At 66.9% G+C, this 26,275-nt stretch carries 23 protein-coding genes; 14 read left to right on the plus strand and 9 right to left on the minus strand.

Going from position 1 to position 26,275, the window contains the following annotated elements; all coding sequences use genetic code 11:
* Window positions 1-9: 9 nt before the first annotated feature.
* Both P5F91_RS12070 and P5F91_RS12075 read right to left on the minus strand, forming a co-directional pair.
* The gene (locus P5F91_RS12070; protein ID WP_186454631.1) at window positions 10-1,623 is read right to left on the minus strand and encodes an alpha-L-fucosidase; all 1,614 of its coding nucleotides are present in this window, start codon (window positions 1,621-1,623) and stop codon (window positions 10-12) included.
* 6 nt (window positions 1,624-1,629) lie between these two features.
* On the minus strand, window positions 1,630-2,646 hold the full coding sequence (locus P5F91_RS12075) for a LacI family DNA-binding transcriptional regulator (protein ID WP_211106870.1): 1,017 nt from the start codon (window positions 2,644-2,646) through the stop codon (window positions 1,630-1,632).
* Window positions 2,647-2,839: 193 nt separating this feature from the next.
* On the opposite strand from P5F91_RS12075, the gene P5F91_RS12080 reads away from it, so the two are divergent.
* A complete protein-coding gene (locus tag P5F91_RS12080; RefSeq protein ID WP_145609684.1) occupies window positions 2,840-3,184 on the plus strand; it encodes an L-rhamnose mutarotase in 345 nt (114 codons plus the stop codon).
* Window positions 3,185-3,244: 60 nt separating this feature from the next.
* Here the strand turns inward: P5F91_RS12080 and P5F91_RS12085 are convergent, their stop codons facing one another.
* Entirely contained in the window at window positions 3,245-4,051 is an 807-nt protein-coding gene (locus tag P5F91_RS12085; protein WP_145609683.1) for an IclR family transcriptional regulator, read from the minus strand.
* 227 nt (window positions 4,052-4,278) lie between these two features.
* Here P5F91_RS12085 and P5F91_RS12090 point away from each other — a divergent pair, with 227 nt between their 5' ends.
* Window positions 4,279-7,053, plus strand: coding sequence for a TonB-dependent receptor (locus tag P5F91_RS12090; RefSeq protein WP_145609682.1), 2,775 nt, complete (start codon window positions 4,279-4,281; stop codon window positions 7,051-7,053).
* Window positions 7,054-7,139: 86 nt separating this feature from the next.
* Here P5F91_RS12090 and P5F91_RS12095 read toward each other — a convergent pair whose 3' ends face one another.
* Window positions 7,140-7,442, minus strand: coding sequence for a putative quinol monooxygenase (locus P5F91_RS12095; RefSeq protein ID WP_145609681.1), 303 nt, complete (start codon window positions 7,440-7,442; stop codon window positions 7,140-7,142).
* Between the two features lie 32 nt (window positions 7,443-7,474).
* Window positions 7,475-8,491 (minus strand): NADP-dependent oxidoreductase, encoded by a 1,017-nt coding sequence (locus tag P5F91_RS12100; protein WP_145609680.1) that lies wholly within the window; start codon window positions 8,489-8,491, stop codon window positions 7,475-7,477.
* Window positions 8,492-8,582: 91 nt separating this feature from the next.
* On the opposite strand from P5F91_RS12100, the gene P5F91_RS12105 reads away from it, so the two are divergent.
* Window positions 8,583-9,509, plus strand: coding sequence for a LysR family transcriptional regulator (locus P5F91_RS12105; RefSeq protein WP_145609679.1), 927 nt, complete (start codon window positions 8,583-8,585; stop codon window positions 9,507-9,509).
* Here P5F91_RS12105 and P5F91_RS12110 read toward each other — a convergent pair.
* Window positions 9,504-10,133: a TetR/AcrR family transcriptional regulator gene (locus P5F91_RS12110; protein WP_145609678.1), complete on the minus strand. Its 630-nt coding sequence runs from the start codon at window positions 10,131-10,133 to the stop codon at window positions 9,504-9,506. The genes P5F91_RS12105 and P5F91_RS12110 overlap by 6 nt on opposite strands.
* Before the next feature lie 124 nt (window positions 10,134-10,257).
* Between P5F91_RS12110 and P5F91_RS12115 the strand changes: the two genes are divergently transcribed.
* The 5 genes from P5F91_RS12115 (at window position 10,258) to P5F91_RS12135 (ending at window position 13,602) form a co-directional block, all read left to right on the plus strand.
* Complete coding sequence (locus P5F91_RS12115; RefSeq protein ID WP_277907272.1) at window positions 10,258-10,692, plus strand: YybH family protein; 435 nt, start codon at window positions 10,258-10,260, stop codon at window positions 10,690-10,692.
* A gap of 158 nt (window positions 10,693-10,850) precedes the next feature.
* Window positions 10,851-11,252: a YciI family protein gene (locus P5F91_RS12120; RefSeq protein ID WP_145609676.1), complete on the plus strand. Its 402-nt coding sequence runs from the start codon at window positions 10,851-10,853 to the stop codon at window positions 11,250-11,252.
* A gap of 98 nt (window positions 11,253-11,350) precedes the next feature.
* Complete coding sequence (locus tag P5F91_RS12125) at window positions 11,351-11,932, plus strand: TetR/AcrR family transcriptional regulator (RefSeq protein WP_145609675.1); 582 nt, start codon at window positions 11,351-11,353, stop codon at window positions 11,930-11,932.
* Window positions 11,933-12,030: 98 nt separating this feature from the next.
* Window positions 12,031-12,531: a hypothetical protein gene (locus P5F91_RS12130; RefSeq protein ID WP_277907273.1), complete on the plus strand. Its 501-nt coding sequence runs from the start codon at window positions 12,031-12,033 to the stop codon at window positions 12,529-12,531.
* A 147-nt stretch (window positions 12,532-12,678) separates the two neighbouring features.
* The gene (locus tag P5F91_RS12135; RefSeq protein ID WP_277907274.1) at window positions 12,679-13,602 is read left to right on the plus strand and encodes an alpha/beta fold hydrolase; all 924 of its coding nucleotides are present in this window, start codon (window positions 12,679-12,681) and stop codon (window positions 13,600-13,602) included.
* Between the two features lie 34 nt (window positions 13,603-13,636).
* Here P5F91_RS12135 and P5F91_RS12140 read toward each other — a convergent pair whose 3' ends face one another.
* Window positions 13,637-14,083, minus strand: coding sequence for an acetyltransferase (locus P5F91_RS12140; RefSeq protein ID WP_277907275.1), 447 nt, complete (start codon window positions 14,081-14,083; stop codon window positions 13,637-13,639).
* A gap of 98 nt (window positions 14,084-14,181) precedes the next feature.
* Window positions 14,182-15,108 carry an alpha/beta hydrolase gene (locus P5F91_RS12145; RefSeq protein WP_145609671.1) on the minus strand — a complete coding sequence of 309 codons (927 nt, stop codon included), beginning with the start codon at window positions 15,106-15,108 and terminating at the stop codon, window positions 14,182-14,184.
* 153 nt (window positions 15,109-15,261) lie between these two features.
* Here P5F91_RS12145 and P5F91_RS12150 point away from each other — a divergent pair, with 153 nt between their 5' ends.
* Entirely contained in the window at window positions 15,262-16,146 is an 885-nt protein-coding gene (locus P5F91_RS12150) for an AraC family transcriptional regulator (protein ID WP_145609670.1), read from the plus strand.
* A gap of 117 nt (window positions 16,147-16,263) precedes the next feature.
* Window positions 16,264-17,127: an oxidoreductase gene (locus tag P5F91_RS12155; protein ID WP_145609669.1), complete on the plus strand. Its 864-nt coding sequence runs from the start codon at window positions 16,264-16,266 to the stop codon at window positions 17,125-17,127.
* A 9-nt stretch (window positions 17,128-17,136) separates the two neighbouring features.
* On the opposite strand, the gene P5F91_RS12160 is transcribed toward P5F91_RS12155, so the two are convergent.
* Window positions 17,137-18,831 carry a carboxylesterase/lipase family protein gene (locus P5F91_RS12160; RefSeq protein ID WP_186454630.1) on the minus strand — a complete coding sequence of 565 codons (1,695 nt, stop codon included), beginning with the start codon at window positions 18,829-18,831 and terminating at the stop codon, window positions 17,137-17,139.
* 202 nt (window positions 18,832-19,033) lie between these two features.
* On the opposite strand from P5F91_RS12160, the gene P5F91_RS12165 reads away from it, so the two are divergent.
* From P5F91_RS12165 to P5F91_RS12180, 4 genes are all read left to right on the plus strand, one after another.
* On the plus strand, window positions 19,034-20,293 hold the full coding sequence (locus P5F91_RS12165) for a Gfo/Idh/MocA family protein (RefSeq protein ID WP_211106869.1): 1,260 nt from the start codon (window positions 19,034-19,036) through the stop codon (window positions 20,291-20,293).
* A gap of 95 nt (window positions 20,294-20,388) precedes the next feature.
* Window positions 20,389-23,022 carry a glycoside hydrolase family 3 C-terminal domain-containing protein gene (locus P5F91_RS12170; protein ID WP_277907276.1) on the plus strand — a complete coding sequence of 878 codons (2,634 nt, stop codon included), beginning with the start codon at window positions 20,389-20,391 and terminating at the stop codon, window positions 23,020-23,022.
* 7 nt (window positions 23,023-23,029) lie between these two features.
* A complete protein-coding gene (locus tag P5F91_RS12175) occupies window positions 23,030-25,261 on the plus strand; it encodes an alpha-amylase family protein (protein ID WP_277907277.1) in 2,232 nt (743 codons plus the stop codon).
* Between the two features lie 31 nt (window positions 25,262-25,292).
* Complete coding sequence (locus tag P5F91_RS12180; RefSeq protein WP_277907278.1) at window positions 25,293-26,234, plus strand: VOC family protein; 942 nt, start codon at window positions 25,293-25,295, stop codon at window positions 26,232-26,234.
* Window positions 26,235-26,275 lie beyond the last annotated feature (41 nt).

Here is a 26,275-nt window from a genome sequence, read left to right on the forward strand (position 1 = left end):
GGCCGGCGCTTATCGGATGCGGAAGGCGGGGGTGAAGGTCGGCCGCTGGTCCGGCAGGGTCACGCTGACGCCGTCGTCGGTCTGCTTGAACTCCAGGGCGCCGCCGCCCAGCAGGTCGACGCGCTGGACGGGGCGGGCCGCCGGCGTCAGGGTCCGGATGGTCAGGGACTTCCCGGCCGGCCATTCCTGGGCATAGGCGTAGAGCGTGTCGCCCTTCACCGTGAACCGGATGTCTTCCGCCGTGAAGGGGCGCAGCTTGGCCTCGTTGAACTTGCCGGCGGCCACTTCCGTCGGTCCTTCGCCGTAGGTTTTCCAGGGGCGGGAGTCGAAAATCCCCTCGCTGTTGACCGCCATCCAGCCGACCAGTTCCTCCAGGATGCCGCGTTCCAGCTCATCGATGGTGCCATCGCTGCGGACCGGGACGTTCAGCAGCAGGCAGCCGTTCTTGCTGACCACATCCACCAGGCGCTGCACCACCTGATGCGCGCTGAGGTAGCCCTTGCGTTCGTACAGGGGGCGGCTGTAGTGCCAGTCGCCCAGGCATGTGTCGGTCTGCCAGGGTTCGGTAACGATGTGGTCGGCAAATCCCCGCTCGATGTCGGCCACCACGGCGCGGCGCTGCAGGTCCGTCAGTTCCTTGCAGTTCACGACCACATCCACCGCACCCTTGCGGGCCAGACTCTGGTTGTAATAGTGGGCGGTGGCGCGCAGGCCGTAGTCGCCCAGGGGCAGGCCGGTATCGTCGAAATAGACCAGGTCCGGCTGATAGCGGTCCATCAGATCTTGGCACCGCTTCAGCCAAGTCTCGGCGAAGGCCCGGTTGGGGGGCACAGACTCGTTCCAGATGCCGTCGTGGGACTCGTGCCAGGCGTTCATGGCGGCCAGGTCGGTGATCCCATCCGGGACCACCATGTTGCGTCCCGTATAAAGGTTCTGGGGGTCCAGTCCCTGCCACCATTTCCCGGCCCCATCGGCCTTGGTCAGGCGGAAGGCGTCGTAGCGCTGGCCCGCCCGGGGACCGGTGGCGTCATAGCCGTAGGCCGTCTGGTACCAATGCCAGGCATGGCTCGCGTGGTTGCTGACGCCGAAGCGCAGGCCGTGTTTGCGCGCCGCGGCCGCCCAGCCGCCCACGATGTCCTTGCCCGGGCCCACCCGCGTGGCGTTCCAGGCATGGTGGCGGGAGTCGAAGTTGTCGAAATTGTCGTGGTGGCAGGCCATGGACACCAGGTACTTGGCGCCTGCCGCCTTGTAGAGCTTGGTCAGTTCCTCCGGATCCCACCGCTCCGCCTTCCAGCGGTTGATCAGCTCCATGAAGCCGAATTGCGTGGGGTGCCCGTAGGTTTTGACATGGTGTTCGTAGCTGGGGTCCCCCTGCATGTACATGCGGCGGGCGTACCAGTCGCCAAACTCCGGCGCGCACTGCGGTCCCCAATGGGCCCAAATGCCGAACTTGGCATCGCGGAACCAAGCCGGCGCCTGGTACCCGGCGGCCAGGGAATCCCAGGTGGGCTCGAACGGGCCGGCGTCGGCGCGCGCCTTGGCGGAGGCCGGTGCGGCGGACAAGGTGAGGGCTGAGACCGCGCCAGCATAGCGGACGAGGTCACGACGCGTCGGGCTTACCATAAGCAGCTATTCCTTCGAGAACCGGATGGTGGAGGCGCGCGCCATCAGGCGCGGCGGCACGAGATCGACCTGGGGTGGCGGCGTGGCGTTCTTGCTGCGGGCCAGGCTGGTGGCCAGCTGGGCCACGCGCCGGCCGATGGCTTCGGCGCCCTGGTCGACAGAGGAAAGGGGGATGCGCAGGAAGTCGGCGTAGGAAAGGTTGCCGCAGCCGATGATGGCGATGTCGTCCGGGATGCGCAGTCCCGCCTCCAGCACGGCGCGCATGGCACCCAGGGCGGAGGGGTCGTTGTAGCAGAACAGTCCGTCCGGGCGGGGGGACAGCGCCAGCAGGCGGCGTGTCGCGGCATAGCCGGCCTCCTCGCCCCGGTGGTCGCCCGATGGCCCCAGGTCCATCACCAGATCCGGCGCCGCCGCCAGCCCGTGCTGGGCCAAGGCCTGTCGGTAACCGGACAGGCGCCCCGCCGCCGTGCTCACCTCCGGCCCGCGAAGATGGGCGATGCGCCGGCAGCCTTGCGCGATCAGATGCGCGGTGGCCAATGCGCCCACCGCCTCGTCGTCATTGCCGACGAAATGGGCCTCGGCCCCCGCGAAGCGCCTATCCAGCAGAATGTGGGGCGTGCCCCGCCGCTCGATCTCCCGCAGGCCATCCATCGTCGTCTGGGTGGAGGCCAGCACGATGACATCCACCTGCCGGGCCAGCAGATTCCGGATCTGCTGCCGCTCCGCATCCGGCTCCTCATCGGAGGAGGAGATCAGCAGCCCGTATCCGTGGGCCCGGATGTCGTTGGAGATGGCTTTGGCGATGCCCGCGAAGAAGGGGTGGAGAAGGTCGGGGACGATCAGGCCAATGGTCCAGGTCTGGCCCGTGACCAGCGACCGGGCCATCAGGTTCGGCTGGTATCCCAGCTCCGCCACCCGCTCCAGCACGCGGCGGCGTGTCGCCTCGCCGATGTCCGGGTGGGCGCGCAGCGCCTTGGACACCGTGACGACAGACAGCCCCAGTTCCAGCGCGATGTCTTTCATGCGGGCGGTCAAGATGCGCGCCTCTCCCCATAGCATGCCGGCGCAGCCTTTCGGCCTGTTCGGACGGCAGTTATCGTTAACTTTATCGATTAAGCATATTTATAACAAGTTCATTTTCTGAAAAACTGTTGTCGGCGGCTGGCCGTCATGCGCACTGGTTTCCCGGTGCGGGACTTGAGAGGAAAAGACCTCGATGAACCGTCATGTCCTGATGTTGGATTTGAAATCCGATCCCGTCCTGATCGAGCGCTATCGCCAGTGGCACGCGCCCGGCCAGGTGCCGCCGGCGGTGGTGCGCGCCATCCGCCAGGCCGGCATCCTCGAGATGGAAATTCATCTCTGCGGCGATCGGCTGGCGATGATCGTGGATGTGACGGATGACTACGACCCGGCGGCCAAGGCCGCGGTGGACGCCGCCGATCCGGATGTCCAGGCCTGGGAGGCGCTGATGGACACGTTCCAGCGCCGCTTGCCCTGGGCCAAGGCGGGTCAGAAGTGGGTGCCGGCGGATCGTATTTTCAGCTTGGCCGAACAGTGATACGGGGCCGGCGACGGCCGCTCCCCTGCGGGGCCTCCGTCGTCGGCATTGTTCCCACCGTCAAAGGGAAGGCGTGGGGTCCGGCTTGGCGGGCATGTACCCAAGCGTCGCCGAGATATTGGCGGCGGCGACCCTCAGCAGTCCCTGGGCCGTTTCAAAATCGACCTTCTGCGATCCATCGATCAGCGCCAGGAAGGGAATGGTCAGCGCGCCGACGATATCCCGATCAAACCCGAACACGGGATAGCTGATGTCGGTCACGCCGTGGGTGATCGGGCTCTTGCGATGGTCGAAACCATCCCGCCTGATGATGTCCAACCGCTGGCCTAATTCCTCGCGGTTGGCCGACACGCCCTGCATCGCCTCCGCCTCGGCGACGATGCGGTCGGCCCGTTCCGGCTTGGAAAAGGCCAGGATCACCTGACCCGAGCAGCTCTTGAGCATGTCGATCGCCGCACCCAGCCGCAGCGAAAACCCCCGCGTGCCCGGATTCTCTTCCCGCGCGATGACAAGCCCTTCGCCGCCGTTGGGGACAACGAAATGGCAGGATTGCCCCGTCTCGATCGCCAGCCGCCGCATCTCGGGCAGGGCGGCGTGCAAAAGGTTCTGCGTCGGGGTCGCGCGATAGGCGAGGTCGAGCAGCTTGTAGGCCGCCGTATAGCGGTCCGATTTAGCGGACTTCTGAAGATAGCCCAGCTGTTCCATCACGATGACGACGCGGAACAGCTCACCGACCGAGCGATTGAGGTGCGCGGCCATCTCGCTGACCAATGCCCCGTCGCGATGCTCCGCCAGCATCTCCAGGATTTCAAACGCCTTTTCTATGGCCGGCGCGGCATAGGTGCCTTTAGGGCCCGCTCGGGTCATGTGGTTCCCCCTGATCATCAACGCGGTCGCGTCCCATCGATAGCCCACATTCCGGCGGCTCGAAAGCCTCGGGTTTCCTTGATCCTGGCGCCACGGCGGGCGTCGGCCGCCCAAATCCGAGGGACATCCCCGGCAAAAACACCCTCAAAATTTGTATTGCATATATGATAATTGAATTGTACTGGTGAAAATCATTCCGAGCATAAAAATCATCAGGGAGAACGCACATGTTGCGTGGGCGCCATTCATCGAAACTCGTGCCGCTGCTGGTCGGCTTGCCGTTGCCGCTGGCGTTGATCTGGTCCGCACCCGCCATCGCGCAGACGGCCGCCAGCGGGGCTCCGGCGCAGACGCCGGCCGCCACCGCCGGCACGGCCTCGGCGAACGATCAGGGGGACCTGAACGAGATCGTCGTCACAGGGGTCCGTGCCAGCTTGAAATCGGCGGAGGCGATCAAGCGCGACGCGCCGGAGATCGTCGATTCCATCGTCGCCGAAGACATCGGCAAGCTTCCCGACCGCAATGTCGCCGAAGCGTTGCAGCGGGTCGCCGGCATCCAGATCCAGCGCAATTACGGTGAGGGCAGCTCAGTCGCCATCCGGGGGTTGACCCAGGTGCGTACCGAGTTGAACGGGCGGGATATTTTCACCGCCGGCGGTGTCGATATCCTCAACCTCGAAGACGTGCCGGCAGAATTGCTGGCGGGCATCGACGTCTACAAGAATCCGTCCGCCGAACAGATTGAAGGGCAGCTCAGCGGCGTCATCAACTTCCGCACGCGCAAGCCCTTCGACTTCGACGGCTTCAAGTTCGCTGGCGGGATCACTGGCAATTATTACGACTTGGCCGACAAGACAGGGCCATCGGGCTCGGTGCTGATGAGTGATCGCTGGAACACCGGGATTGGCGAGATCGGCGTGCTGGCCGACATTGCCTACCAGAAGGATTATTTCCGCGACGACCAAATCACGACGGAACCCTTCTACACCCTGAACCAGAGCCGCAATCCTGACGGCAGTTTCGTCAACCCCTCGGATGCCGCGACGGCGGCGGCCATGGGCCGGTCAGGTCAACTTACAACCATTCCGCACGGCGGCGGCCTGAACAAGAATTACGGCAACCGGCAGCGCTTCGGCACGGACGTGGCCTTGCAGTGGAAGCCCACGGACACCTTGGATTTTACGGGCGAGGTACTGCGCAACAACTACAAGTTCAACATCCGGGGCAATGCCTTCTTCGCCACGACCGGGGACGGGCCCATCACACCGCTACCGGGCGCCGACTTCAAATTCGCCAGCAACGGCGATTTCATCAGCGGCACCTGGGAGGACGTTCCCCTGGGGTCCTACGCCAGCCTGACGACGCGCGATTCGACCACGACCGACTATTCCTTGAAGGCGCATTGGACCCCGACGTCGAACCTGGAGATCACAGCGGATGGCCAATACATCCGATCGGACACCAGCCAGAGCAATTTCATCGTCATCACCAATGGCCCGAACACCGTCTTTCACCAGAACATATCGGGTGACGTGGCGTCGTTCTCCACCATTCCGGCCAGCCAGACCACCAATGCCGCGCTTTACTCCAACAACGGATTCCTCGACGACTTCTCCAATTCCGTGGGCGAGGAGAAAAGCGGCCGGCTTGATGTCAAGTACAGCTTCGATACCGGCATTTTGAAATCACTGCGCGCCGGTTTCCGGTACACGGACAGGACGAATTCGACCCGGGACACCGGCTATCGCTATTCCAGCGTCAACGGCCGGGGCGGGCTTGAGAATTACGACTTGAGCGACATCTTCCGCGGCGACGCGAATGTGTTCGGCAGCGTGGTCACCTTCCCACTGGAGACCATCGGCAATTACGCCAACACGCTGACCGCCTTCGGGCTCAACGGCGCGCCGCCCTTCCTGCCCAGCGGCTCAAACGCGCAGAGCCAGCAAACGTATGCGGAATATGGCGCAGCCTATTTCGACGCCAGCCCGCTGTCCATCCCGCTGGACGGCAACATCGGGGTGCGGATCGTCCAAACCAATCTGGGTGTCTCAGGGTACTACCAGCAGGTGCCGCAGATCGCGCAGCCGGACGGATCGACGGCGACGGGCAATCCTCAATACGCCGCCATCGCGTTCCAGGATTCCTATACCAAGGCCCTGCCCAGCCTGAACTTGCGCTATCACCTGACGGATGCCCTGCAGCTCCGCCTGGCGGCGTCAACCAACCTGGCCGCCCCCACCTTTTCGCAGTTGAACCCCAGCCTGACGCTGACCGAGCCTGGGCCGTCGCAACATGCAGAGATCCATACCGCGACCGGCGGCAACCCTTTGCTCAAGCCGATGACGTCACGCAACTTTGACGCCTCGCTGGAATGGTACTTCTCGAGCCAGGAGTATGTGTCGGTCGCCGGCTTCTACAAGAAGATCAACGGGTACATCCAGACGGCGATCACGCCGCGCGACATCACCTTCCCCGACGGCAAGACATACACCTACCAGGTCACGTCCTACACCAACGCGGCCGATGCCGAAGTGAAGGGGGCCGAATTCTCGTTCCAGCAGTTCTTTGATTTCCTGCCCGACCCGCTGGACGGTCTCGGACTCCAGGCGAACTTCACCTATGTCGATTCCCAGGCGCCCAGCCCGGCGACGTCCGGCCCCGTCACCAGCGTGCCGCTCGAGCTGTTGTCGAGATACAGCTACAACCTGATCGGCATCTATGAGAAGGGCCCGCTGTCACTTCGGCTCGCCTACAACTGGCGCAGCAAGTTCGTCGAGACGACGGCGGGTGTGGGCACCGGTAACCTTCCCATCTTCGACCAGCCCTATGGTCAGCTCGACGGCTCCCTGACCTATCAGGTCACCCAGAATTTCTCGCTGGGCGTTGACGCGCGCAATATCAACAACGCGCTCAAGCTGTCGTATTTCGGAATTGCGACGCGTCCCCGCACCGCGACGATCTCGGACCGGCGCCTGAGCTTCACCGCGCGCGTCACATACTGACAAGTTATAAATGGAGGACGGCCCAGTTCGATCCATCAGGACTGATCTGGGCCGTTTCCTTGAGATACGGTCCCTATGACGGGGCATTATCCGTCCAGCAGGGACCGCTCGTTCGCGGCGTCGTATTTTCGGACATCGCCTGTCATCCGGCCCTGCCACTTCCCCACGAACGCCCTCGTGTCGGGGGCGTCGAGGTGGGCGGAGAGGGAGGCCTGGTCGCGCCAGCGTTCGGCAACCAGCAACCGGCCTTCGCTTTGGTCATCCACCGCGACGGCGTAGGACAGGTTGCCCTCGCGCTGCCGGACGGACCGCGAGAGCACCTGGATATCGGCGGCGAACTCCTCCATCGCGGAGGGATCGACCTGAACATGGCCCATCACGATCAGCATGATCGCATACTCCTGGGGTTCCGCTTTCCCGCTCAGGCAACGGTAAGGACGATCTTGCCTTGGATATTGCCGCAGGCGGCACGCTCATGCGCCTGGGAGGCCTGGGCGAGCGGGAAGGTGCTGTCGAGCACGACGCGGACGGTGCCGTTGTCGAGCAGACGGGCGGCCTGAGCCAATTGCGCGCCGCTGGACCGGACCTGCGTGGTCGATACCGTGATGCCCAGCGCTTCCGCTTCGCTGTGGCCGGTGAAGCCCAGGGGATAGACGGGGAAAAGCGCGCCGCCCCGTTTCAGGGTGCGCAGGAAGCGGCCGGTATCGGGACCGCCGACGGTGTCCAGCACCAGGTCCGCGTCGCGCACCACTTCCTCGGCGGGCGTCCGGGTATAGTCTATGAACTGGTCGACGCCCAGGTCGCGCATCAGGCCTTCATTCTTTCCGGACGCCACGGCGATGACGCGCGCGCCCTGCCACTTCGCCAGTTGCACGGCCAGATGGCCGACACCACCGCCGGCCCCGTTGACGAGCACCGTCCGGCCGCGCAACGGCACCGGCTCATGCCTGTAAGGTTGAAACGGGTTCGGCTCGTCGTGCCCCAGTTCGATCAGGAACTGCCAGGCGGTGAGCAGGGACATGGGCGCGCCGGCCGCGTGGATGTGATCGATGCCGGCCGGCTTGCGGGCCAGATCCGATACCGGGACGCTGACATAATCGGCATAGGCCTTGCTGCCTTCCATGACATTATGGGGGAAGCGCACCATGGCATAGACCTCATCGCCCACGTCGAAATCCCCGACATCGCCGGCCACGGCGGCGATGACACCCGATATGTCCGACCCGAGGGTCAAGGGGAAGGTCGGGTGCGGCTGCCATTCGGGGGGAAGGGAACGATAGCCGTCCCGCAGGTACCAATCCGGCGGGTTGAGGCCAACGGCATGGACCTTGACCAGCACCTCGCCGGGCGCGGGCGTGGGACGGGGCGCGTCCTCATAGCGCAGCACCTCGGGCCCGCCGAATTCGTGCAGCCGAACCGCTTTCATCGTGTCGCTCATGACGCATTCCTTTCGTGCTTTCGAAGCTAAGCCATAGTTTGACCCCTAGGCACGAATTGACAATTGGGCTGGAGGTGGCTTCAGTATTTCCATGAAGGAACAAATCGGACTTGAAAGGCTCACCGGGCTGATCGCCTTCGCCCGTGTCGGGTCGCTGGGCAGCTTCACCGCGGCCGCCCGCTCGCTGTCGATTTCACCATCGGCGGTGAGCAAGAGCGTCCAGCGGCTGGAGCAAAACCTGGGCGTCACCCTGATTACCCGGACGACACGCTCGCTGACCCTGACGCCGGAGGGCCGTGACCTGCACGAACGCGCCCTGCGGCTGCTGCGGGACGCGGAGGAGATCGAGCAGGCGGCGAAGTCCGCGCGGTCGGCGCCCTCGGGAACCTTGCGTATCGCCGCGTCCCTGCCCATCGGCATCCATGTGATCGCGCCGGCGCTGCCGGCGTTCCGAGCGCGCCATCCCCAGGTGCTGGTGGACCTGCGCCTGAGCGACCAGTTCGTCGACCTGATCGAGCACGGCATCGACCTGGCCGTGCGGATCGGTGACCTACCGGATACGCGGCTGCTGTCGCGGCGGCTCGCGCCGCACCGGTTCTGCTGCTACGCATCGCCGGCCTACCTGGCCGCCCGGGGAACGCCGGCGCATCCGGACGATTTGGCGCGGCACGACACCGCGGCTCTCCGCTACCAAAGCTCCGGGCAGATGTTGCGCTGGCCCTTCCTGATCGGGGATCGCGAAATCGAGATCGTGCCCGCGTCCGGCATCGTCATGGACGCCAGCGAGGCGCTGATCGCGGCGCTGGTCGCCGGGGGCGGCATCGGCATCAGCGCCGACTTTGTCGCCGCCCCTTACGTGGCGCGTGGCGAGCTTGTGCCGGTGTTGTCCGACTATGCGGTCGAGCGGCACAACATCACCGCCGTCTGGCCGGAAAGCCGCCGCGCGAACCCGGCGGTCCGGGCCTTCCTGGCCCATTTGCAGGATGCCCTGCCGACGGCGGGCGCGGGCGGCTCATGACGGGCGGCGGGACGGCAGAAGCGTTTCCAAGATCATGGATTTGCATTCTATGAGGGCGGAGCCCGTCTTTTCGACGCGCATGCGCAGCAGCGCGCCCTCCCAGCTGTTCAAAATGAACCGTGCCAGGGAGGCTGGCGCCAGACGGCCGTCGATGGCGCCCTGGCCTTGCGCTTCGGCGAGGCAGCCCTCCAGCGCCTTGGTCCAGGCATCCCAGTGCTGGACCAAATGCTCGCGGATCAGGGGGCTGTGGTCGGCGGCTTCGGCGCTGAAGTTGCCCAGCAGGCAGCCACGGGCATAGCCGCCGGCCGTGAACGCCTTAATCCGGTCATCGAAATAGGCGCCCAACCGGGCCAGGGGGGGCAGGTCGGAGTTGGCGAGGAACGCGCGCAACCGTTCCAACCCCAGATCCGAATAGGCGTCGAGGACTTCGGCCCCGAAGGCCTCCTTGCTGGCGAAGTGATTGTAGAAGGACCCCTTTGGGACGTCGGCCCTTTCCACGATGCCCTGGATGCCGGTCGCCGCGAACCCGTCGGCGTGGATGGCCTGCAAACCAGCGCGGATGAGGTTGTCGCGGGTGTCCGGCTTGGGTTTCGGCCCCCGGCGGGCGGATGGTCCAGAGTTCATTGCAGTGCCCTTGATTAATTTAAGACGACCGGTCATATTTTATTTACCGCCCCCCAGCCGGCGCTGTCAAGGCAAGCGCCGCCGCCCGGGGCACAGGTCTAAATCGGAACAAGGAACGAGAACCATGAGCGATCAGCACGGCACACCGGCCGTCAGCGCCGCCGACATTGAAGAGATCCGCGCGCTTTTTCTGCGCCAGGCCACCGCTGAAAACGCCCACGATATCCAGATGATGGACACCGTGCTTGCCCACACCCCGCCCGGGCAGCCGGATCCCGTGAACTTCGTGGCCCGCGCGTATCGCTTCTGGGGGCGGGCGGCGGTCATCGACCATTTCCGCGCGGTCTTCGCCGGAACTTGGCGCTTCGAGCCTGATGAGGATGCGATCCGCATCCTTCCCCTGGGTCCGGACGTGGCCCACATCTATGCGCCCACCCGCATCACCGTTGGCCCCGCCGGTCAGGAAGGGACGACCCACACTTTTCTGGTCAACGAAGTCGCGATCCGCACCGCTGGCGGTTGGCGTATCTCCGCCATCGTTCCCGTGCCGGCCCAATGACAGCTCTTGATCCACGCGGTCGGTCGCAGGCTTGAGGCTGGCTCCCGCCGGGCGAGCCTGCCCATGAAAATGTGCCGGACGGTGTCGGCGGCGGGACACGTCATTCGTCGTTTCGATACAAGGCCGGCGGGGCCGGCTCCAACCCCAGGAGGCAGGCGATGCGTGTGATGGTGCTGGTGAAGGCGACCGAAGACAGCGAAAGGGGGCTACCCGCGAAAGAGTGGATGGCCGAGATGATGGCGGCGATGGGAAAGTTCAATGATGACTTGCGCGACGCCGGCATCCTGGTGATGGCCGATGGCCTCAAGCCCAGTTCGCACGGCAAGCGCGTCGCCTTCGACGGTCCCGGCCGTTCGGTGATCGATGGGCCTTTCGCCCCGGCCGCCGCGTTGGTTGCGGGCTTTTGGCTATGGGAGGTCAAGGATATGGCGGAGGCGGTCGCCTGGGTGAAGCGCTGCCCGAACCCCATGCCGGGACCGAGCGAGATCGAAATTAGGCCGCTGTACGAGATGGCGGACTTTGAGGACGCACCGGCGCCGGAGAGCGCTGGGGACCGGTAACCGGGCATTTGGGTTGTTGGACCGGGGAGGGGCATGGTCAGCCACCTTCCCCATCATCAGTGCTTGACGTGCTGCCTACTAGTAGGTAGTTTTGGCGCATGAGCACACCATCCTCTACCGCCGATGAGATTTTAGCCTGCGCGCGGTCGCTGGTCATGGCGGGCGGCTACAACGGCTTCAGCTACGCCGATATCGCCGCCGTCGTCGGCATCCGCAAGGCCAGCATCCACCACCATTTCCCCAACAAGGTGGATCTGGTCCGCACGCTGGTCGCCCGCTATCGGGAAGAGGCGCGGACCGGGATCGCGGACTTGGAACGCCATGTCCCCGACCCTCTTGGACAGCTCCGCGGCTACGCGGGGTATTGGGAGGGATGCATCACCGACGCCAGCGCGACCTTCTGCATTTGTGCTTTGTTGGCCAGCGAGTTGCCCATCCTGCCGGAAGAGGTGGCGCTGGAAGTCCGGGCTCATTTCCGCTTCCTGTCGGCTTGGCTGACCTCAGTATTCGAGCGGGGGGCGCAGCAGGGCCAGCTTCGCCTCAGCGGCACGCCGCGGGCGGAGGCGGAGGCGTTCATGGCCGCCGTCCATGGGGCCATGCTCTCCGCGCGGGCCTACGGCGACCCGAAGATGTTCGGGGTCGTCACGACACCCCTGCTGGACCGGCTTTCCGCCCGATAGGGATGCCGCCCTGATGCCGGGCGGCATCTTTGTGCGTCCAAGGTACCTACCTACTAGTCGGATGTTTTCCGGCAACCGCAATTCCCCTTTCCGAATTCATGGAGATCGACATGTTTGGAATTTCCCCCCTGGGCTGGGTGCATACGCTCGGCAGCCTCCCCGCCATTCCGCTGGCCCTGTACATGTTCGCCCGTCACGGGCGGATCGTGCCGCGGTCGGGGCCGGGCGCCGTCTATTTCGTGTCGATGCTGATTGGGGGGCTCACGGTGTTCCTGGTCGCCCACCAATCCGTCAGTTACGGCATCGCGGTGGTGACCATCCTGCTGTTGCTCGCCGGATATGGGGTCGGGCGCGTTCCCGGCCTGGGGCGTGCCGCCACCTATCTGGAGACGGTTTTCCTCAGCCTGACGGCCTTCCTGCTGATGGTGCCGACGGTCAGCGAAACCCTGCGCCGCGTCCCCGATGGCCACCCCCTGGTCACCGACCTGAAGTCGCCGCTTCTGCTCGGCGCGCAGGCGGGCCTTTTCGCCGCGCTGGTCATCGGCGTGACCGTCCAGGTCATCGTCCTGCGCCGGCAGGGCAAGGCCGCCGTTTCCTGACATCCGCCGCCGCCGCAGCAAAAAGCCGGCAAGGATGGTCCAAACGAAGTATGGGCTTACAATCGGGGGGGCGCGAACCGGTGTAGGGATGGCGCGGACAAATCCGGAGAGGGCTGACGCCCCTCTGTTTCGCGAGGATTACCGCCCATGCTGAAACTGTTCGCCGCGAGTGTGGCCGCCCTGTGCTGCCTGGGCCTTGGGGCCGCTGAGGCCAAGGTCATGCCGTTCCCGCCCCCCTGCCACGCGCGGGAGGTTCCGACCAACGGGACCACCCTGCACGTCCGCGTTTGTGGCGCGGGGCCCGCCGTCGTCCTGGTGCATGGCTATGGCGAGACCGGTGACATGTGGGCGCCACTGGCGGCCGACCTGATGCGCGATCACACCGTGATCGTGCCCGACCTGCGCGGCATGGGCCTGTCAGCGCGGGCCACCAGCGGTTTCGACAAGAAGACGCAAGGCCAGGACATCGCGGGCGTGCTGGACGCGCTGGGTATCGGCAAGGTCGACCTGGTCACCCACGACATCGGCAACATGGTGGGCTACGCCTTCGCGGCCCAGAACCGCGATCGCGTCACGCGGTTCGTGCTGATGGACGCACCCATTCCCGGCGTCGGCCCGTGGGATGAGATCCTGAAAAGCCCCTTGCTCTGGCATTTCCGCTTCGGCGGGCCGGATATGGAACGGCTGGTAGCGGGGCGGGAGCGCATCTACCTTGACCGTTTCTGGAACGAGTTCTCCGCCGACCCGCGCAAATTCGACGACGCCTCGCGCCAGCATTACGCGGCCCTCTACGCCCGGCCCGGCGCCATGCATGCCGGGTTCGAGCAGTTCAAGGCCTTCGACCAGGACGTTAAGGACGACCAGGCCTTCCTGGCGCAGGGGCCGCTCACCATGCCGGTGCTGGCCATCGGCGGCGACCATTCCTTCGGTCCCACCATGGCCGTGGTGGCGCGCGCTGCCGCCAGCAATGTGCAGGAACTGGTCATCCCCCAGTCCGGCCATTGGCTGATGGAGGAACAGCCGGCGGCGACGGTCGCCGCCATCCGCGCCTTCCTGGACACCCATGGGTGACGCCCAATGTGGCGTCGGGATGTGATCTTGGCCGTCAACCGCCCGATCGCAAATGAATGAGCGGATAGCTCCGCCCCTGGCCATCGAGGGCGGAGCGTCCGGTGGGGCGGAAGCCCAGCCGCTCATAAAAACCCACGGCCTGGCCGTTCTGCTCGTTCACATCGGTGGTGAGCACGGCGTGCAGGGTCAGGGCATGGGCCACCAGCCGCCGCCCGACCCCGGTACCCCTATGGTCGGGATCGACAAACAGCGCCTCCATATGCGCGCCGTTCAGCAGCATGAAGCCGAGGGGCCGGTCGGCGGCATCGACGGCCAGCCATAGCGGGGCCGTTGGCAGGAAGCCAGCCACCTCCGCATCAATGGCTACTTTGTCCGCCGGTGTCAGAAAGTCATGCGTGGCGTCGACCGCCCGGCGCCAGATGTCGAGGACCCTGGCCCCATCGCGGGGTTCGGATGGTCGGATGGTGGTAAGGTTGGTCAATGAATGCCCCCTGGGCCGTCGTGAATGGCCGGGGAGGACACATGCTCCGTCGCTCGGCTGTCGCTGACGGCCGTCACTCCGGCCCAGCGGCGGCGCTATCACAGCCCGCCCTGGCCGGCGAGGTTCCCGGCGAAGAACGCGGAAAGCTTTTCCACCGCCGCCGCGACGGGCACCTCCCTGTCATAGAGGTCAACGTGAGTGGCGCCCTCGATCCAGGCCCATTGCTTGGGTTCCCGCGCCAGGCGGAAGGCCTCCTGCGCCATCCAGGCGGTGACCGCCTCGCTGCCCACCACCAGCAGCAGGGGGCGGGGCGCGATCATGTCGATGAAGCGGAAGGCGTCGAAGGCGGCGATGCGGTCGATGCTGCTCCAGGTCAGGGTCTTGGCGGAGCGGGGGTGCCGGCCGCGGTCGGTGCAATAGTACTCATAGCCCTCGAAGGCGTGCAGTCCCTGCGCCAGGGCCTCTTCCGCCGTGGCGGGGAACAGGGGCAGGGCGCCCACGCTATTGCCCCGCCCTTCCGCCGTGCGGGCCGTGGCGGAGGCGTCCAGCATCTGCCGCAGCACAGCGGGGGATAGCGTGCCGTCGGCGCCGTGGCGGAAATGGCGGCCGATATCCGCGGCGCTGACCGTCGCCACCGCGCGGATACGGGTATCGGTGGCCGCCGCCGCGATGACGTAGCCGCCCGAAGCGCAAATGCCCAGGGCGCCGATGCGGGCCGGGTCGACTGTGTCCAGCGCGCTCAAATAGGAGGCGGCGGCCTTGAAGTCCTCCACCCGTTGCGCCGGGTCTTCCAGGCCCCGGGGCTGGCCTTCGCTCTCGCCCTGGTGGGCGGCGTCGAAGGCCAGGGTGGCGAAGCCTAGGTCCGCCAGGTGACGGGCGTAGAGGCCAGCAGTTTGCTCCTTCACCGCGCTGCCGGGGTGGCCGACGATGATAGCGGGGCGCGGCTGCGCTGTGGGGGCGTCCGGCATGTAAAGGTGCGCCGCGATTTTCAGGCCGGCGCTGGGGAAACTGACATCTTTTCTCATGGCGTTCTCATGGGAAGACTCCATTTCAGCTGCCCCATTAGGATCAGAGAACCAGCTGGGGGCGGTAGAACGGGCCTGCCGGATGAATGCATGATCCTGCCAAAATGGAGAGGATCACACACAGATGTCCGCACATGCGCTATGGTTGCCGGCATGGACCCCTTCCTGCTGACCGAGCTGCAACGGCTGATGACCCGCCATGGCAAACTGGACGCCCCGGCGTTCCAGGCGCTGCCGGGCCTCACCCTCCTGTCGGCCACCGCGCCCACGCCGCCCATCGCGGAGGTCAGCGAACCGGTGTTCGCCCTGGTGGCGCGCGGCGCCAAGCGGGTCTGCCTGGGCGACCGCGTCTTCAGCTATGGCGCCGGCCAGTACCTGATCGTCTCCGTCGACCTGCCGTTGGAGGCGCACGTAGCCGAGGCCTCGATTGAGGCCCCCTACCTGGGCCTGGGCATCACCCTGCGGGCCGAGGCCATCGCGTCGCTGTTGCTGGAGGTGGGAAGCGGGCCGGTGCCCAAGTCCGGCCCGCCCGGCATCGCCGTGAGCGACCTCAGCGATGACTTGGTGGAGCCCGTCATCCGCCTGCTACGCCTTGTGGATCGGCCGGCCGACCTGTCGGTGCTGGGGGCTGCCATCGAGCGCGAAATCCTCTGGCGCCTGATCAACGGGCCGCAAGGCGCCATGGTCCGCCAGATTGGCCTCGCCGACAGCCGCATGGCCCAGATCGGCCGCGCCATCCGGTGGATTCGCACCCACTTCGCCGAGGCTTTCCGCATCGAGGATCTGGCGCGCTTGGCGGGCATGAGCGTCACCTCCTTCCACCGGCATTTCCAGGGCGTCACCTCCATGACTCCTATCCAGTATCAGAAGCAGATACGGCTGCAGACGGCGCGGTCGCGGCTGATGGCGTCGGCGGAGGACGTGGCCGCCATCGGCTTCGCCGTGGGCTACGACAGCCCCTCGCAGTTCAGCCGGGAATACCGCCGGCAGTTCGGCCAGGCGCCGGGGCGGGACGGGAAGCGGCTGCGGAGGGAGTGATGACAGCGCCGGCAACGAAGTGCCACGGGCCTATGTCGCCTTGGCGGTTGGACGGGGATGGGGGTGCTGCTTTAGGGTGGTGGCCCCTGGTACCGATCCCATTCCGGAGCGACCCACATGGCTGACACCCGCACGCCCGCCTTGGAAACCCCCGTCTGGCTCATCACCGGCTGTTCCACCGGCTTCGGCCGCATCCTGGCGCAACGGGTGCTGGCGCGCGGCTGGCGGGTGGTCGTCACGGCGCGCGACGCGGCGCAGGTGATCGACATCGTGGCGACAGCCGATGACCGGGCCATGCCGGCGGCGCTGGACGTCACCCGGTATGACCAGATCGACGCCGTGGTGGCGGCGGCGCAAGAGCGGTTCGGCCGCATCGACGTGCTGGTGAACAACGCCGGCTACGGTTACCAAAGTGCGATCGAGGAGGGGGTGGAGGCTGAGATCCGCGCCCAGTTCGACACCAACGTCTTCGGCCTGTTCGCCATGACGCGGGCGGTGCTGCCCCTGATGCGGGCGCAGGGCGGCGGGCGCATCCTTAACATCACCTCCGTCGCCGGCCTGGTGGGCTACCCCGGTTCCGGCTACTACGCCGCGTCCAAGCACGCGGTGGAGGGCTGGTCCGACAGCCTGCGGGCGGAGGTGGAGCCGCTGGGCATCGGCGTCACCTGTGTCGAGCCGGGGCCCTTCCGCACCGACTGGGCCGGCCGTTCCCTGCGCCAGACGGCCAGCCGCATCCCGGATTACGCCGACACGGCGGCCAAGCGCCTGGCCGCCACCAAGGACATCAGCGGCACCCAGGCCGGCGATCCCGTGCGGGCCAGCGACATCATGATCGAGATCACGCAGCGGCCGATCCCGCCCCGCCATGTGGTGCTGGGCGCCTGGGGCCAGGATGCGGTGGTGACGCGGCTGCGCCAGCGGCTGGAGGAAATCGAGGGCCAGCGCGACCAGGCGCTGTCCGCCGATTTCCCCAATCCTTGACGCGGGCGCTCACACCCCCATCGCCTGCCACATCTCCCGCTCCCGCCCATCGGGATCCAGGGCCACCTGGCACTGGCTGTTCAGCAGCATGACGGCGCGGTCCTTGGTCTCATACCGGGGCCAGTCCGGCTGGCCGGCGGCGGTGGGCACGCCGCTGCGGGCGAAGCTGGTGAAATAGCCGCTGACGGCCTTGGCGGCTTCCACCAGGCCGGGGCCGTCGCCCTGCAGGTCCGGCATCTCCGTGTTCAGGAAGGTGATGGAGATGTCGATGGCATGCCCGGCCCGCAGCGTCCAGTCCGTGCCCTTGATGGGCACGTTGGACTGGAAGTCGTTGCGGTAGCGGTAGACGGGGGCGCTTTGCGCCGCCTTGCGGTCGGCCAGGGTGGCGGTGCCGGCGCCCATGGACAGGGCGGTTTCGATGGCGATGCCCTGTTCCACCGGCGTGGCGTTGGGGCGGGTTTGGCGGTAGGTGGCCAGGATGCGCTCCGCGTCCGGGCCGAAGCGCTGCTGGGCCCGCGCGGTCAGGCGGGCCGCGTCCATGTGGAAGAACTCCGGATGGTCGCGCTCGAAGAAGGCGGCCTCGTCCCGCATGTTGCCGATCAGCAGGGGAATGCCGGCCACCATCGCGGGTGCTGCCGGGTCGAAGGGGTGTTGGGGCAGGACGGTCCCGTCCACCACCGGGCCCCAGCCGCCGGGCCTGGGCGCGCGGTTGGCCGCCAGGCTGGGCTTGGGCGTGGGATGCCCTGCCTGCCACTCCTTGGTGGCCACGGTCAGGGGGCCCTGGCCCTTCTCCGCCGCCAGCTGCAGATCAATGAACTTCTGCGCCGGCACGTCGTGCAACTTGGCGAAATCCTTCGGATGGATGTCGAAGGCGGCCAGCACGCGGCGCGCCGTCTCCGTCGCCACGTCCTTGGGCAGTCCGCGCAGCAAGGGGCCGCTCTGCATCCCCGCCTTGTGGTACAGGCCCTGGGCGGCTGGCATGCCCATGATGGCGCAGGTCTTGGCGCTGCCCCCGGACTCGCCGAACACCATGACGTTGCCGGGGTCGCCGCCGAAGGTGGCGATATTCTCCTTGATCCAGCCGAGCGCGGCGATGATGTCCAGGATGCCCTGGTTGCCGGAGGTGGCGTAGTCCGTCCCGCCCAGTTCGCCCAGGTAGAGATAGCCCAGCAGGCCCAGGCGGTGGTTGGTCGCCACCACAACCACGTCGTAGGTGGCGGCCAGGCGGGCGCCGTCCTGGATGCGCTGGCCGCCGCTGCCGGTGGTGAAGCCGCCGCCGTGGCAATAGACCATGACCGGCCGCTTGGCGCCATCGTTCACCGCCGGTGTCCACACGTTCAGCACCAGGCAGTCCTCACTGTAGGCCGGCTCATGCTCGCCATACGTCGTGCCGGGGCCCTGCATGGCGGGCGGGCCCAGGCGGGTGGCGTCGCGCACGCCGGTCCAGGGTGTGACCCTGGGCGGGGCCTTGAAACGGTTCCTGCCCGAGACCGAGCCGGCGTAGGGGATGCCCTTGAAGGCCAGGGCGCCCCGGTCGTGCCCGCCCCGGAGTCGGCCGGCCGACGTTTCCACTTCCACGAAGGGGCCCACCGTCTGGGTGAACCAGACGCCATCGTCCGCGCGGGCGGGGATCCAGAAATAAGGGGCGGCGATGGTGGCGGCTCCTGCCTGCAGCAGGGCGCGGCGATTGAGGGATAGGGCCATGATTTTCCTCCCGGTTTTATTCTTGTGCGACTTGGGTGCCTGGGCCGCGTCGAGGGGCCGCGTCGAGGGAAGGTGGCGGGCCGGGGCAGGGGATGCCGCCAGCCGGTCCCTTTTCAACGCGGGGCAATCGGCGTATGAATCTATGATAACGGTAACATAAAAACCGGGAGGAACAATGAGCGTCCGGAGGACAGGACCGGGAATGCCCGCACGCATTCCAGGGGCCGGGACCGATCCCATTTCCCTCGACAGCGCCACGACCGATGGCAGTTCGGGCGCCAGCGAAATCGGTATTTCCCGCCGTCTTCTCATGGGGTTGGGGGCTGCCGGCGCCGGCACGCTGCTGATGCGCCCGGCCATCGCGTCACCCACCGCCGGTCCGGCGGAAGGGGAGGGGGTGGGCTTCGCCGTCGTCGGCCTTGGCCGATTGTCGCAGGGGCAGATCCTGCCCGGTTTCCGCAACGCCAGGCGGGCCAAACTGGCGGCCCTGGTCAGTGGGCATCCCGACAAGGCGGCGCGACTCGCCGCCAAACACGGGGTGGCCAAGGACGCGATCTACACTTACGAGACTTACGACCGCATCGTGGACGACCCGCGCATCCAGGTCGTCTACATCGTCCTGCCCAATGCCATGCATGCGGAGTTCACCATCCGCGCGCTGAAGGCCGGCAAGCATGTGCTGTGCGAGAAGCCCATGGCGACCAGCGTGGCGGATGCGGAGGCCATGATCGCCGCCGCCAAGGCCGCCGGCCGCAAGTTGATGATCGCCTACCGCTGCCATTATGAGCCGCTGAACTTGGCCGCGATGCGCCTGATCCGCTCAGGCAAGCTGGGCAAGCCGCGGGTGGTGGTCACGCAAATGGGGCGCCAGGCCTCGCTCAGCGATCCGGCGGACGTGTGGCGACTGGACATGAAGATGTCCGGCGGTGGTGCCTTGGCCGACATGGGCATCTACGGCATCAACGGCGCCCGCTACCTGCTGAATGAAGAGCCGGTGGAGGTGCGCGCCTGGGCGCAGACTGACCGCAATGACCCGCGCTTCCGCGAGGTGGAGGATCTGATCGCCTGGCAGTTCCGCTTCCCCAGCGGCGCCGTTGCCAACGGGTCCACCAGTTTCGACTACGCCCCCACCATGTCCTACCAGGTGGAGTGCGCGCAGGGGCGGCTGGTGGCGGACCCCGGCGCCTTCTACAACGGCAACCGCCTGACGGTGCAGACCGGCTACCAGTCGCAGGTGCAGGCCATCCATGAGATCGACCAGTTCGCGCGTGAGATGGACTGGATGGCCGACGTGGTGCGGGGCAAGGCGCCGCTGGTCTCCACGGGCGAGGAAGGCCTGCAGGACATGCGGTTGATGAAGGCCATCCTGGACTCGGTCGCCCAGGGCGGCGCCACCGTGTCGACCGCCTTCGGCTACACCCGCGCGGTCGACCCGGCCAAGGCCGTCGATGTACCGGCCTGACCGGCGACCGTAAAGCGTAGCTGTCTTGATGGGGCGGTCATATTCCCAGGACCGTTCCGGACTTAAAATGATAACGCTAACAATGGGAGGGGCGGATGGGTCGTTCTGTGTTCGGGGTCGCCATGCGGGCGGCCCTATTTGTGGTGGCAGGCGCGGGCGGCGTTCATGCGCAGGAGGCGGCCAAGCCGCCCTACCTCGACCCCAGCCTGCCGGTGGAACGCCGGGTGGATGACCTGGTCAGCCGCCTGACGCCGGAGGAAAAGGCGGCGCAGCTGACCAACCAGGCCCGGGCCATCCCGCGCCTGAACATCCCCGCCTACAACTGGTGGAGCGAGGCGCTGCACGGTGTCGCCCGCAATGGCGAGGCCACGGTGTTCCCCGAGCCCATCGGCTTGGCCGCGACCTTCGACCCCGACGCCATCCGCCAGATGGGGGTGGCCATCGGCACCGAGGCGCGGGTGAAGTTCAACCGCGTGGAAAAGGCGGGGGCGGAGCACCGCATCTACCAGGGCCTGGATTTCTGGTCGCCCAACATCAACATCTTCCGCGACCCGCGCTGGGGCCGGGGGCAGGAAACCTATGGTGAGGATCCCTACCTGACCGGCAAGCTGGGAACCGCCTTCGTCCAGGGCATGCAGGGCGACGACCCCAAATATTATCGGGTGATCGCCACCGCCAAGCACTACGCCGTGCACAGCGGGCCGGAGCCGACGCGCCACGAGGTGGACGTGACGGTCAGCAAGCACGATCAGGAGGACACCTACCTGCCGGCCTTCCGCGAGTTGGTGACGACGGGCAAGGTGGCCTCGGTCATGTGCGCCTACAACCGCGTCAACAGCCAGCCGGCCTGCGCCAGCGACTTCCTGCTGACCGACCAGCTGCGCAAGCGCTGGGGCTTCACCGGCTATGTGGTGTCCGATTGCGACGCCATCGCCGACATCCAGCGCGGCCACCATTACACCAAGACCCTGGCGGAGGCGGCGGCCGTGTCGCTGAAGCTGGGCGTGGACAACGACTGCACCCAGTACAACCGCCCGCCGGATGAGCCGGATGATTTCGACCTTTACCGCGACGCCATCACCCAGGGGCTGGTGTCGCAGGACGTGGTGGACACCGCCCTGCGCCGCCTATTCACGGCCCGCATGCGCCTGGGCCTGTTCGACCCGCCGGCCAGCGTGCCCTATGCCCAGGCGGATGACACGCAGCTGAACTCGCCGGAGCATGTGGCGCTGGCCCTGCACCTGGCCAATGAGTCCATGGTGCTGCTGAAGAACAACGGTGTGCTGCCGGTGAAGCCCACGGTGAAGACGATCGCCGTCATCGGCCCGCTGGCCGACCAGGTGGACGTGCTGCTGGGCAACTACAACGGTCAGCCCATCCACCCGGTGACGGCGCTGGACGGCATCCGCGCCGCCTTCCCCAACGCCCAAATCGCTTACGAGCCGGGCAGCAACTTCCTGCGCTCCGCGTCCACCATCCCAGGCAGCGCCCTCAGCGGTCCGGATGGCAAGCCAGGCTTGAAGGGGGAGTACTGGGGCAACCCCGACTTCAGCGGCACCCCGGCCGTGACCCGCACCGACGGCACCCTGAACCTGGACCGCGACATGACCCCGGTGGTGGAGGGCGCCGCCATCTCCGCCCGCTGGACAGGCTTCGTCACCGTGCCGGCGACGGGTGAGTACACCATCGGTCTCAGCGGCGCCAACGCCACCCTGTGGGTCGATGGTGTGCAGGCGGTGAAGAACGGCGACCGCCAGCGCACACCGCAGATGAAGGCCCTGCATTTCGAGGCTGGGCGCCGCTACGCCATTCGCATCGACCAGACGCCGGCCAAGGGCCCCGTCATCCGCCTGGTATGGAACCCTGTGGTGGCCGACCCGCTGAACCGCGCCGTGGCAGCGGCCAAGGCAGCCGACCTGGTGGTGGCCGTGGCCGGCATCAGCTCCGCCCTGGAGGGGGAGGAGATGACGGTGACCGTCCCCGGCTTCAAGGGCGGCGACCGTACCAGCCTGGACATGCCGGCGGAGGAAGAGACCCTGTTGAAGGCGGTGAAGGCCACGGGCAAGCCCATGGCCCTTGTGCTGATGAACGGGTCCGCCCTGTCGGTGAACTGGGCTGCCGCGCACGTCGATGCCATCATCGATGCCTGGTACCCGGGCGAACAGGGAGGCATGGCCATCGGTCAGACGCTGTCGGGCGTCAACAATCCCTCCGGCCGCCTGCCGGTGACCTTCTACAAGGGCGTGGACGGCCTGCCGCCCTTCGAGGATTACAGCATGAAGGGGCGGACATACCGCTACTTCACCGGCACGCCGCTGTACGCCTTCGGCCACGGCCTAAGCTACACCACCTTCGCCTACACCCCGCCGGCCCTGTCGGCCGCCACGCTGAAGGCGGGCGAGACGCTGGGCGTGGATGCCCAGGTGCGCAACGCCGGCGCGGTGGCGGGGGATGAGGTGGTGCAGCTGTACCTGGGCTTTCCGCAGGTACCGGGCGCCCCAATCCGGGCCCTGCGCGCCTTCGCCCGCGTCCACTTGGCGCCGGGTGAAAGCAAGAAGGTCCACTTCAACCTCGCCCCCCGCGACCTGTCCAGCGTGACGGAGGCGGGCGACCGGGTGGTGACGGAGGGCCGCTACACCCTGACCGTGGGCGGCGGCCAGCCCGGCACCGGCGTGCCCGGTGCCACGGCGGGCTTCACCGTGGTCGGTACGGCCCCGCTGGCGGAGTGAGGGGAGGATGGAGACCAACCGCCGAGAGTTCGCCCTGATGGCCGGGGCGGCGCTGGCTGCCTTGAATGCCGGCACTGCCTGGGCGGCGCCAAGGCCGGGGGCGGGCGCCTACCCGCCCGACGCCTGGCACCAGCGCATGAAGCGCATCGTCCACGTCAATTTCAACGAGCGCGACCCCGAGACTTTCGACGTCGGGAAATGGGTGGACTACCTGGCCTCATGCCAGGCGCAGATGACTTATCTCAGCGGCACCAACGTGGTGGCCTTTTATCCCACGGGCCTGCCCGACCTGCCGGTCAGCGCCTGGCTGAAGGGCCGGGACGTGTTCGGGGAATGTGTGGCGGCGGCCAAGGCGCGGGGCATCCGCGTCATGGGCCGCTTCAGCATCGATATCGCCAAGAGCCAGCTGGCGGACAGGCATCCCGACTGGTTCTGCCGCACCCAGGATGGCGCCCTGGTCCGCCGCTCCCTGGTGGGGGCGCCGGACGACCCGTCGGCCTCGTCGGAGTTCGCGCCCACCTGCCAGTTCAGCGACTATTACACCCAGTTCGTGCCGGCCCTGTTCGATGAGGTGCTCAGCCGCTACCCCATCGACGGCATCTACAGCAACGGTTGGCCCAGCCCGGACGCCGTCGTCTGCTATTGCCCCATCTGCCGCACCATCGGCGACCCGCACAGCCGGGCGTATGAGGATGCTTTCCTGAAGCGGGCGGTGGATCTGTGGGGCCGCTACGACGCCCTGGTGAAGAAGCATGACGCCCGGCTGATCTTCACCGGCAACCTGGGCGGCGGCTTCCGCGGCGGCAACCTGGACCTGTCGGCCCTGGCCGCCACCGCCCCCTGGTTCATGGCCGACAACCAAGGGCGCGGCGGCATCGGCGCCCCCGCCTGGGATGCGAGCCAGCAGACCCGCATCGGCAAGGCGATCGTTGGCAATTCCCCTGCTGGAGAAGGGGGTGACCGCCCCGTCACCAACATCACGGCGGGGTATGAGATCGCCGGCGACATCCGCTGGCGTAACGTCACCGGCAACGCGGTGGAGGTGCGCTCGCGCATCCACCAGACGCTGGCGGCGGGCGGGGTGCTCCATTACCACTGGCTGGGCTATCAGCAGGGCTTCATCGAGGACCGGCGCTGGCAGAAGGTGGGGCGGGAGGTGCTGGCCTGGCAGGCCGCCAACGACCGTCATTTCCACAACCGTCGTTCGATCGCCAGCGTGGCCCTGGTAGTGTCCCAGCGCGGCAACCGCCTGTACGATCCGCCGGCGGGCACGGACGCGCTGGACGCCGTCCAGGGCATGTACCAACTGCTGACCGAGGCGCGCATCCCTTTCGACGTGGTGCTGGATCGTGACCTGAACGCGGCCACACTGGGCCGATACCAGACCCTGGTACTGCCCAACATCGCGCTGATGGGCGACGCCCAGGCCGCTGCCGTGACGGCCTTCGCCAAGGCCGGCGGCAGCGTGCTAGCGACCTTCGAGACCGGGCTGTATGACGAAACCGGGCGGCCGCGTGACGACTTCGCCCTGGGCCCCTTGTTCGGCATGCGGCGCGCCGGCAAGCGCGAAAGTTTCGGCCAGGGGGCCACGCCCAATCAGCCCCGCTTCCCCGGATCCAGCGCCATCCAGCGCATCGAGCGGCGCCATCCCATCCTGGCGGGGTTCGAGGAGACGGATTGGATCCAGGGCTCCAGCTGCCGCGTGCCCATCACCATCGACGGCCCGCCCCTGCTGACCCATGTCGCGCAGTATCCCTGGTACCCGACGGAGGGCGTCTACAGCCGCCAGCCGCACACCGACCAGCCCACCCTCGCGGTGCGCCAGGCGGGTAGGGCGCGTCTGGTGTACCTGGCGGCGGATGTGGAGGCCGGCTACTGGCGCTCCGGCGCCGCCGACCTGGGTGATCTTGTCACCAATGCCCTGCGCTGGCTGGCGCCGGCCCCGCCCATCACCGTGCAGGGCCCGGGCTTGGTGGAGGTGTTCGGGTGGGAGACGGAGCCGGGTTACGCCCTTCACCTGGTCAATCACACCAGCCCCGGTTTCCGCGCCACCGCTGCCCGTGGGTTGAACCCGCTGGGGCCGCAATTGGTGCGCATGACCCTGCCGTCACCAAAGCCCATCCGGCAGGCGAGCCTGCTGCGCGCCGGCCAGCCGCTGCCCTTTCGACAGGAGGGGGCGGTGGTGGAATTCACCGTGCCCAGCCTGGACGAATATGAGGTGGTGGCGCTGGAAATCTGATCTTCAACGTAAAACAAAACAGGGAGGAACCATGAAAGGAACCATCATCGGCGCGCTGGTGCTCGCGGGTTTGTGCGGCATGGCGCAGGCGGCCACCCCTGGGGGTGCAGGAGGGGCGCGGCCGCCCATCGTCGCCGTCTCGCATCTGGCGATCTACGCGGCGGACATGGCGAAGTCGGAGGCGTTCTACGTCCACGACCTGGGCGCCACCAAGCTGCCGGATCCGGAAAACCCGGCCGGCGTGCGCTATTACTTCAGCCCCACGCAGTTCGTGGAGGTGCTGCCCCTGCCGGCGGGGTACACCGGCATCAACCGCCTGGCCCATGGCGCCTTCAACACCCCCGACGTCGCCGCCATGCGCGACTATCTGATCGCCAAAAAGATTGCGGTGCCGGGCAAGGTGCAGCAGGGGTCGGACGGCAGCCGCTGGTTCGACGTGACCGATCCCGAGGGCACGGTGATGCAGTTCGTGCAGGCGCCGGCCACGCCGCCCAGCATCCCGCCCAACGCCCTCTCCAATCACATCATGCATTTCGGCTTCATCGTCCATAACCGGGCGCTGGAAGACGGTTTCTACCAGCAGATTCTGGGGCTGCATCCCTATTGGGCGGGCGGGATGGAGGATGACAAGCCCACCTGGATTTCCCTGCAGCTGCCCGACGGCCGCGACTGGATCGAATACATGGTGGTGGGCACGCCGGACACGAAAGGCATCCCGCCCGACCTATCGCAGGCCACCCTGGGCGTCTTCAACCACTTCGCCCTGGCCATTCCCAACGCGGAGGCCGCCTACACCCTGCTGTGGAACGGCGACCGGCTGAAGGGCCAGGACAACCTGCCCAAGATCGGGCGCGACGCGAAGTGGCAGATGAACCTGATCGATCCCGACGGCACCCGGGCGGAACTGATGGAACTGCATGCCATCGGCACGCCCTGCTGCACCCCGTTCGGTGCACCCGATCCCGAGAAGTGAGCGGCGTCCTCAAGATTGGGAAGAACGAGATGAAGCATCGC

This window comes from Nitrospirillum amazonense (genome assembly GCF_029594735.1).
GTDB lineage: Bacteria > Pseudomonadota > Alphaproteobacteria > Azospirillales > Azospirillaceae > Nitrospirillum > Nitrospirillum amazonense.

Coding starts and splice junctions, on each gene's coding strand:
- P5F91_RS12155 (WP_145609669.1), top strand. CDS start 16,264: ATGGCTGACACCCGCACGCCCGCCTTGGAAACCCCCGTCTGGCTCATC.
- P5F91_RS12115 (WP_277907272.1), top strand. CDS start 10,258: ATGAGCGATCAGCACGGCACACCGGCCGTCAGCGCCGCCGACATTGAA.
- P5F91_RS12165 (WP_211106869.1), top strand. CDS start 19,034: ATGCCCGCACGCATTCCAGGGGCCGGGACCGATCCCATTTCCCTCGAC.
- P5F91_RS12110 (WP_145609678.1), bottom strand. CDS start 10,133: ATGAACTCTGGACCATCCGCCCGCCGGGGGCCGAAACCCAAGCCGGAC.
- P5F91_RS12100 (WP_145609680.1), bottom strand. CDS start 8,491: ATGAGCGACACGATGAAAGCGGTTCGGCTGCACGAATTCGGCGGGCCC.
- P5F91_RS12085 (WP_145609683.1), bottom strand. CDS start 4,051: ATGACCCGAGCGGGCCCTAAAGGCACCTATGCCGCGCCGGCCATAGAA.
- P5F91_RS12105 (WP_145609679.1), top strand. CDS start 8,583: ATGAAGGAACAAATCGGACTTGAAAGGCTCACCGGGCTGATCGCCTTC.
- P5F91_RS12180 (WP_277907278.1), top strand. CDS start 25,293: ATGAAAGGAACCATCATCGGCGCGCTGGTGCTCGCGGGTTTGTGCGGC.
- P5F91_RS12090 (WP_145609682.1), top strand. CDS start 4,279: ATGTTGCGTGGGCGCCATTCATCGAAACTCGTGCCGCTGCTGGTCGGC.
- P5F91_RS12130 (WP_277907273.1), top strand. CDS start 12,031: ATGGAGATCGACATGTTTGGAATTTCCCCCCTGGGCTGGGTGCATACG.
- P5F91_RS12080 (WP_145609684.1), top strand. CDS start 2,840: ATGAACCGTCATGTCCTGATGTTGGATTTGAAATCCGATCCCGTCCTG.
- P5F91_RS12150 (WP_145609670.1), top strand. CDS start 15,262: ATGGACCCCTTCCTGCTGACCGAGCTGCAACGGCTGATGACCCGCCAT.
- P5F91_RS12145 (WP_145609671.1), bottom strand. CDS start 15,108: ATGAGAAAAGATGTCAGTTTCCCCAGCGCCGGCCTGAAAATCGCGGCG.
- P5F91_RS12160 (WP_186454630.1), bottom strand. CDS start 18,831: ATGGCCCTATCCCTCAATCGCCGCGCCCTGCTGCAGGCAGGAGCCGCC.
- P5F91_RS12095 (WP_145609681.1), bottom strand. CDS start 7,442: ATGCTGATCGTGATGGGCCATGTTCAGGTCGATCCCTCCGCGATGGAG.
- P5F91_RS12120 (WP_145609676.1), top strand. CDS start 10,851: ATGCGTGTGATGGTGCTGGTGAAGGCGACCGAAGACAGCGAAAGGGGG.
- P5F91_RS12125 (WP_145609675.1), top strand. CDS start 11,351: ATGAGCACACCATCCTCTACCGCCGATGAGATTTTAGCCTGCGCGCGG.
- P5F91_RS12175 (WP_277907277.1), top strand. CDS start 23,030: ATGGAGACCAACCGCCGAGAGTTCGCCCTGATGGCCGGGGCGGCGCTG.
- P5F91_RS12075 (WP_211106870.1), bottom strand. CDS start 2,646: ATGAAAGACATCGCGCTGGAACTGGGGCTGTCTGTCGTCACGGTGTCC.
- P5F91_RS12070 (WP_186454631.1), bottom strand. CDS start 1,623: ATGGTAAGCCCGACGCGTCGTGACCTCGTCCGCTATGCTGGCGCGGTC.
- P5F91_RS12135 (WP_277907274.1), top strand. CDS start 12,679: ATGCTGAAACTGTTCGCCGCGAGTGTGGCCGCCCTGTGCTGCCTGGGC.
- P5F91_RS12170 (WP_277907276.1), top strand. CDS start 20,389: ATGGGTCGTTCTGTGTTCGGGGTCGCCATGCGGGCGGCCCTATTTGTG.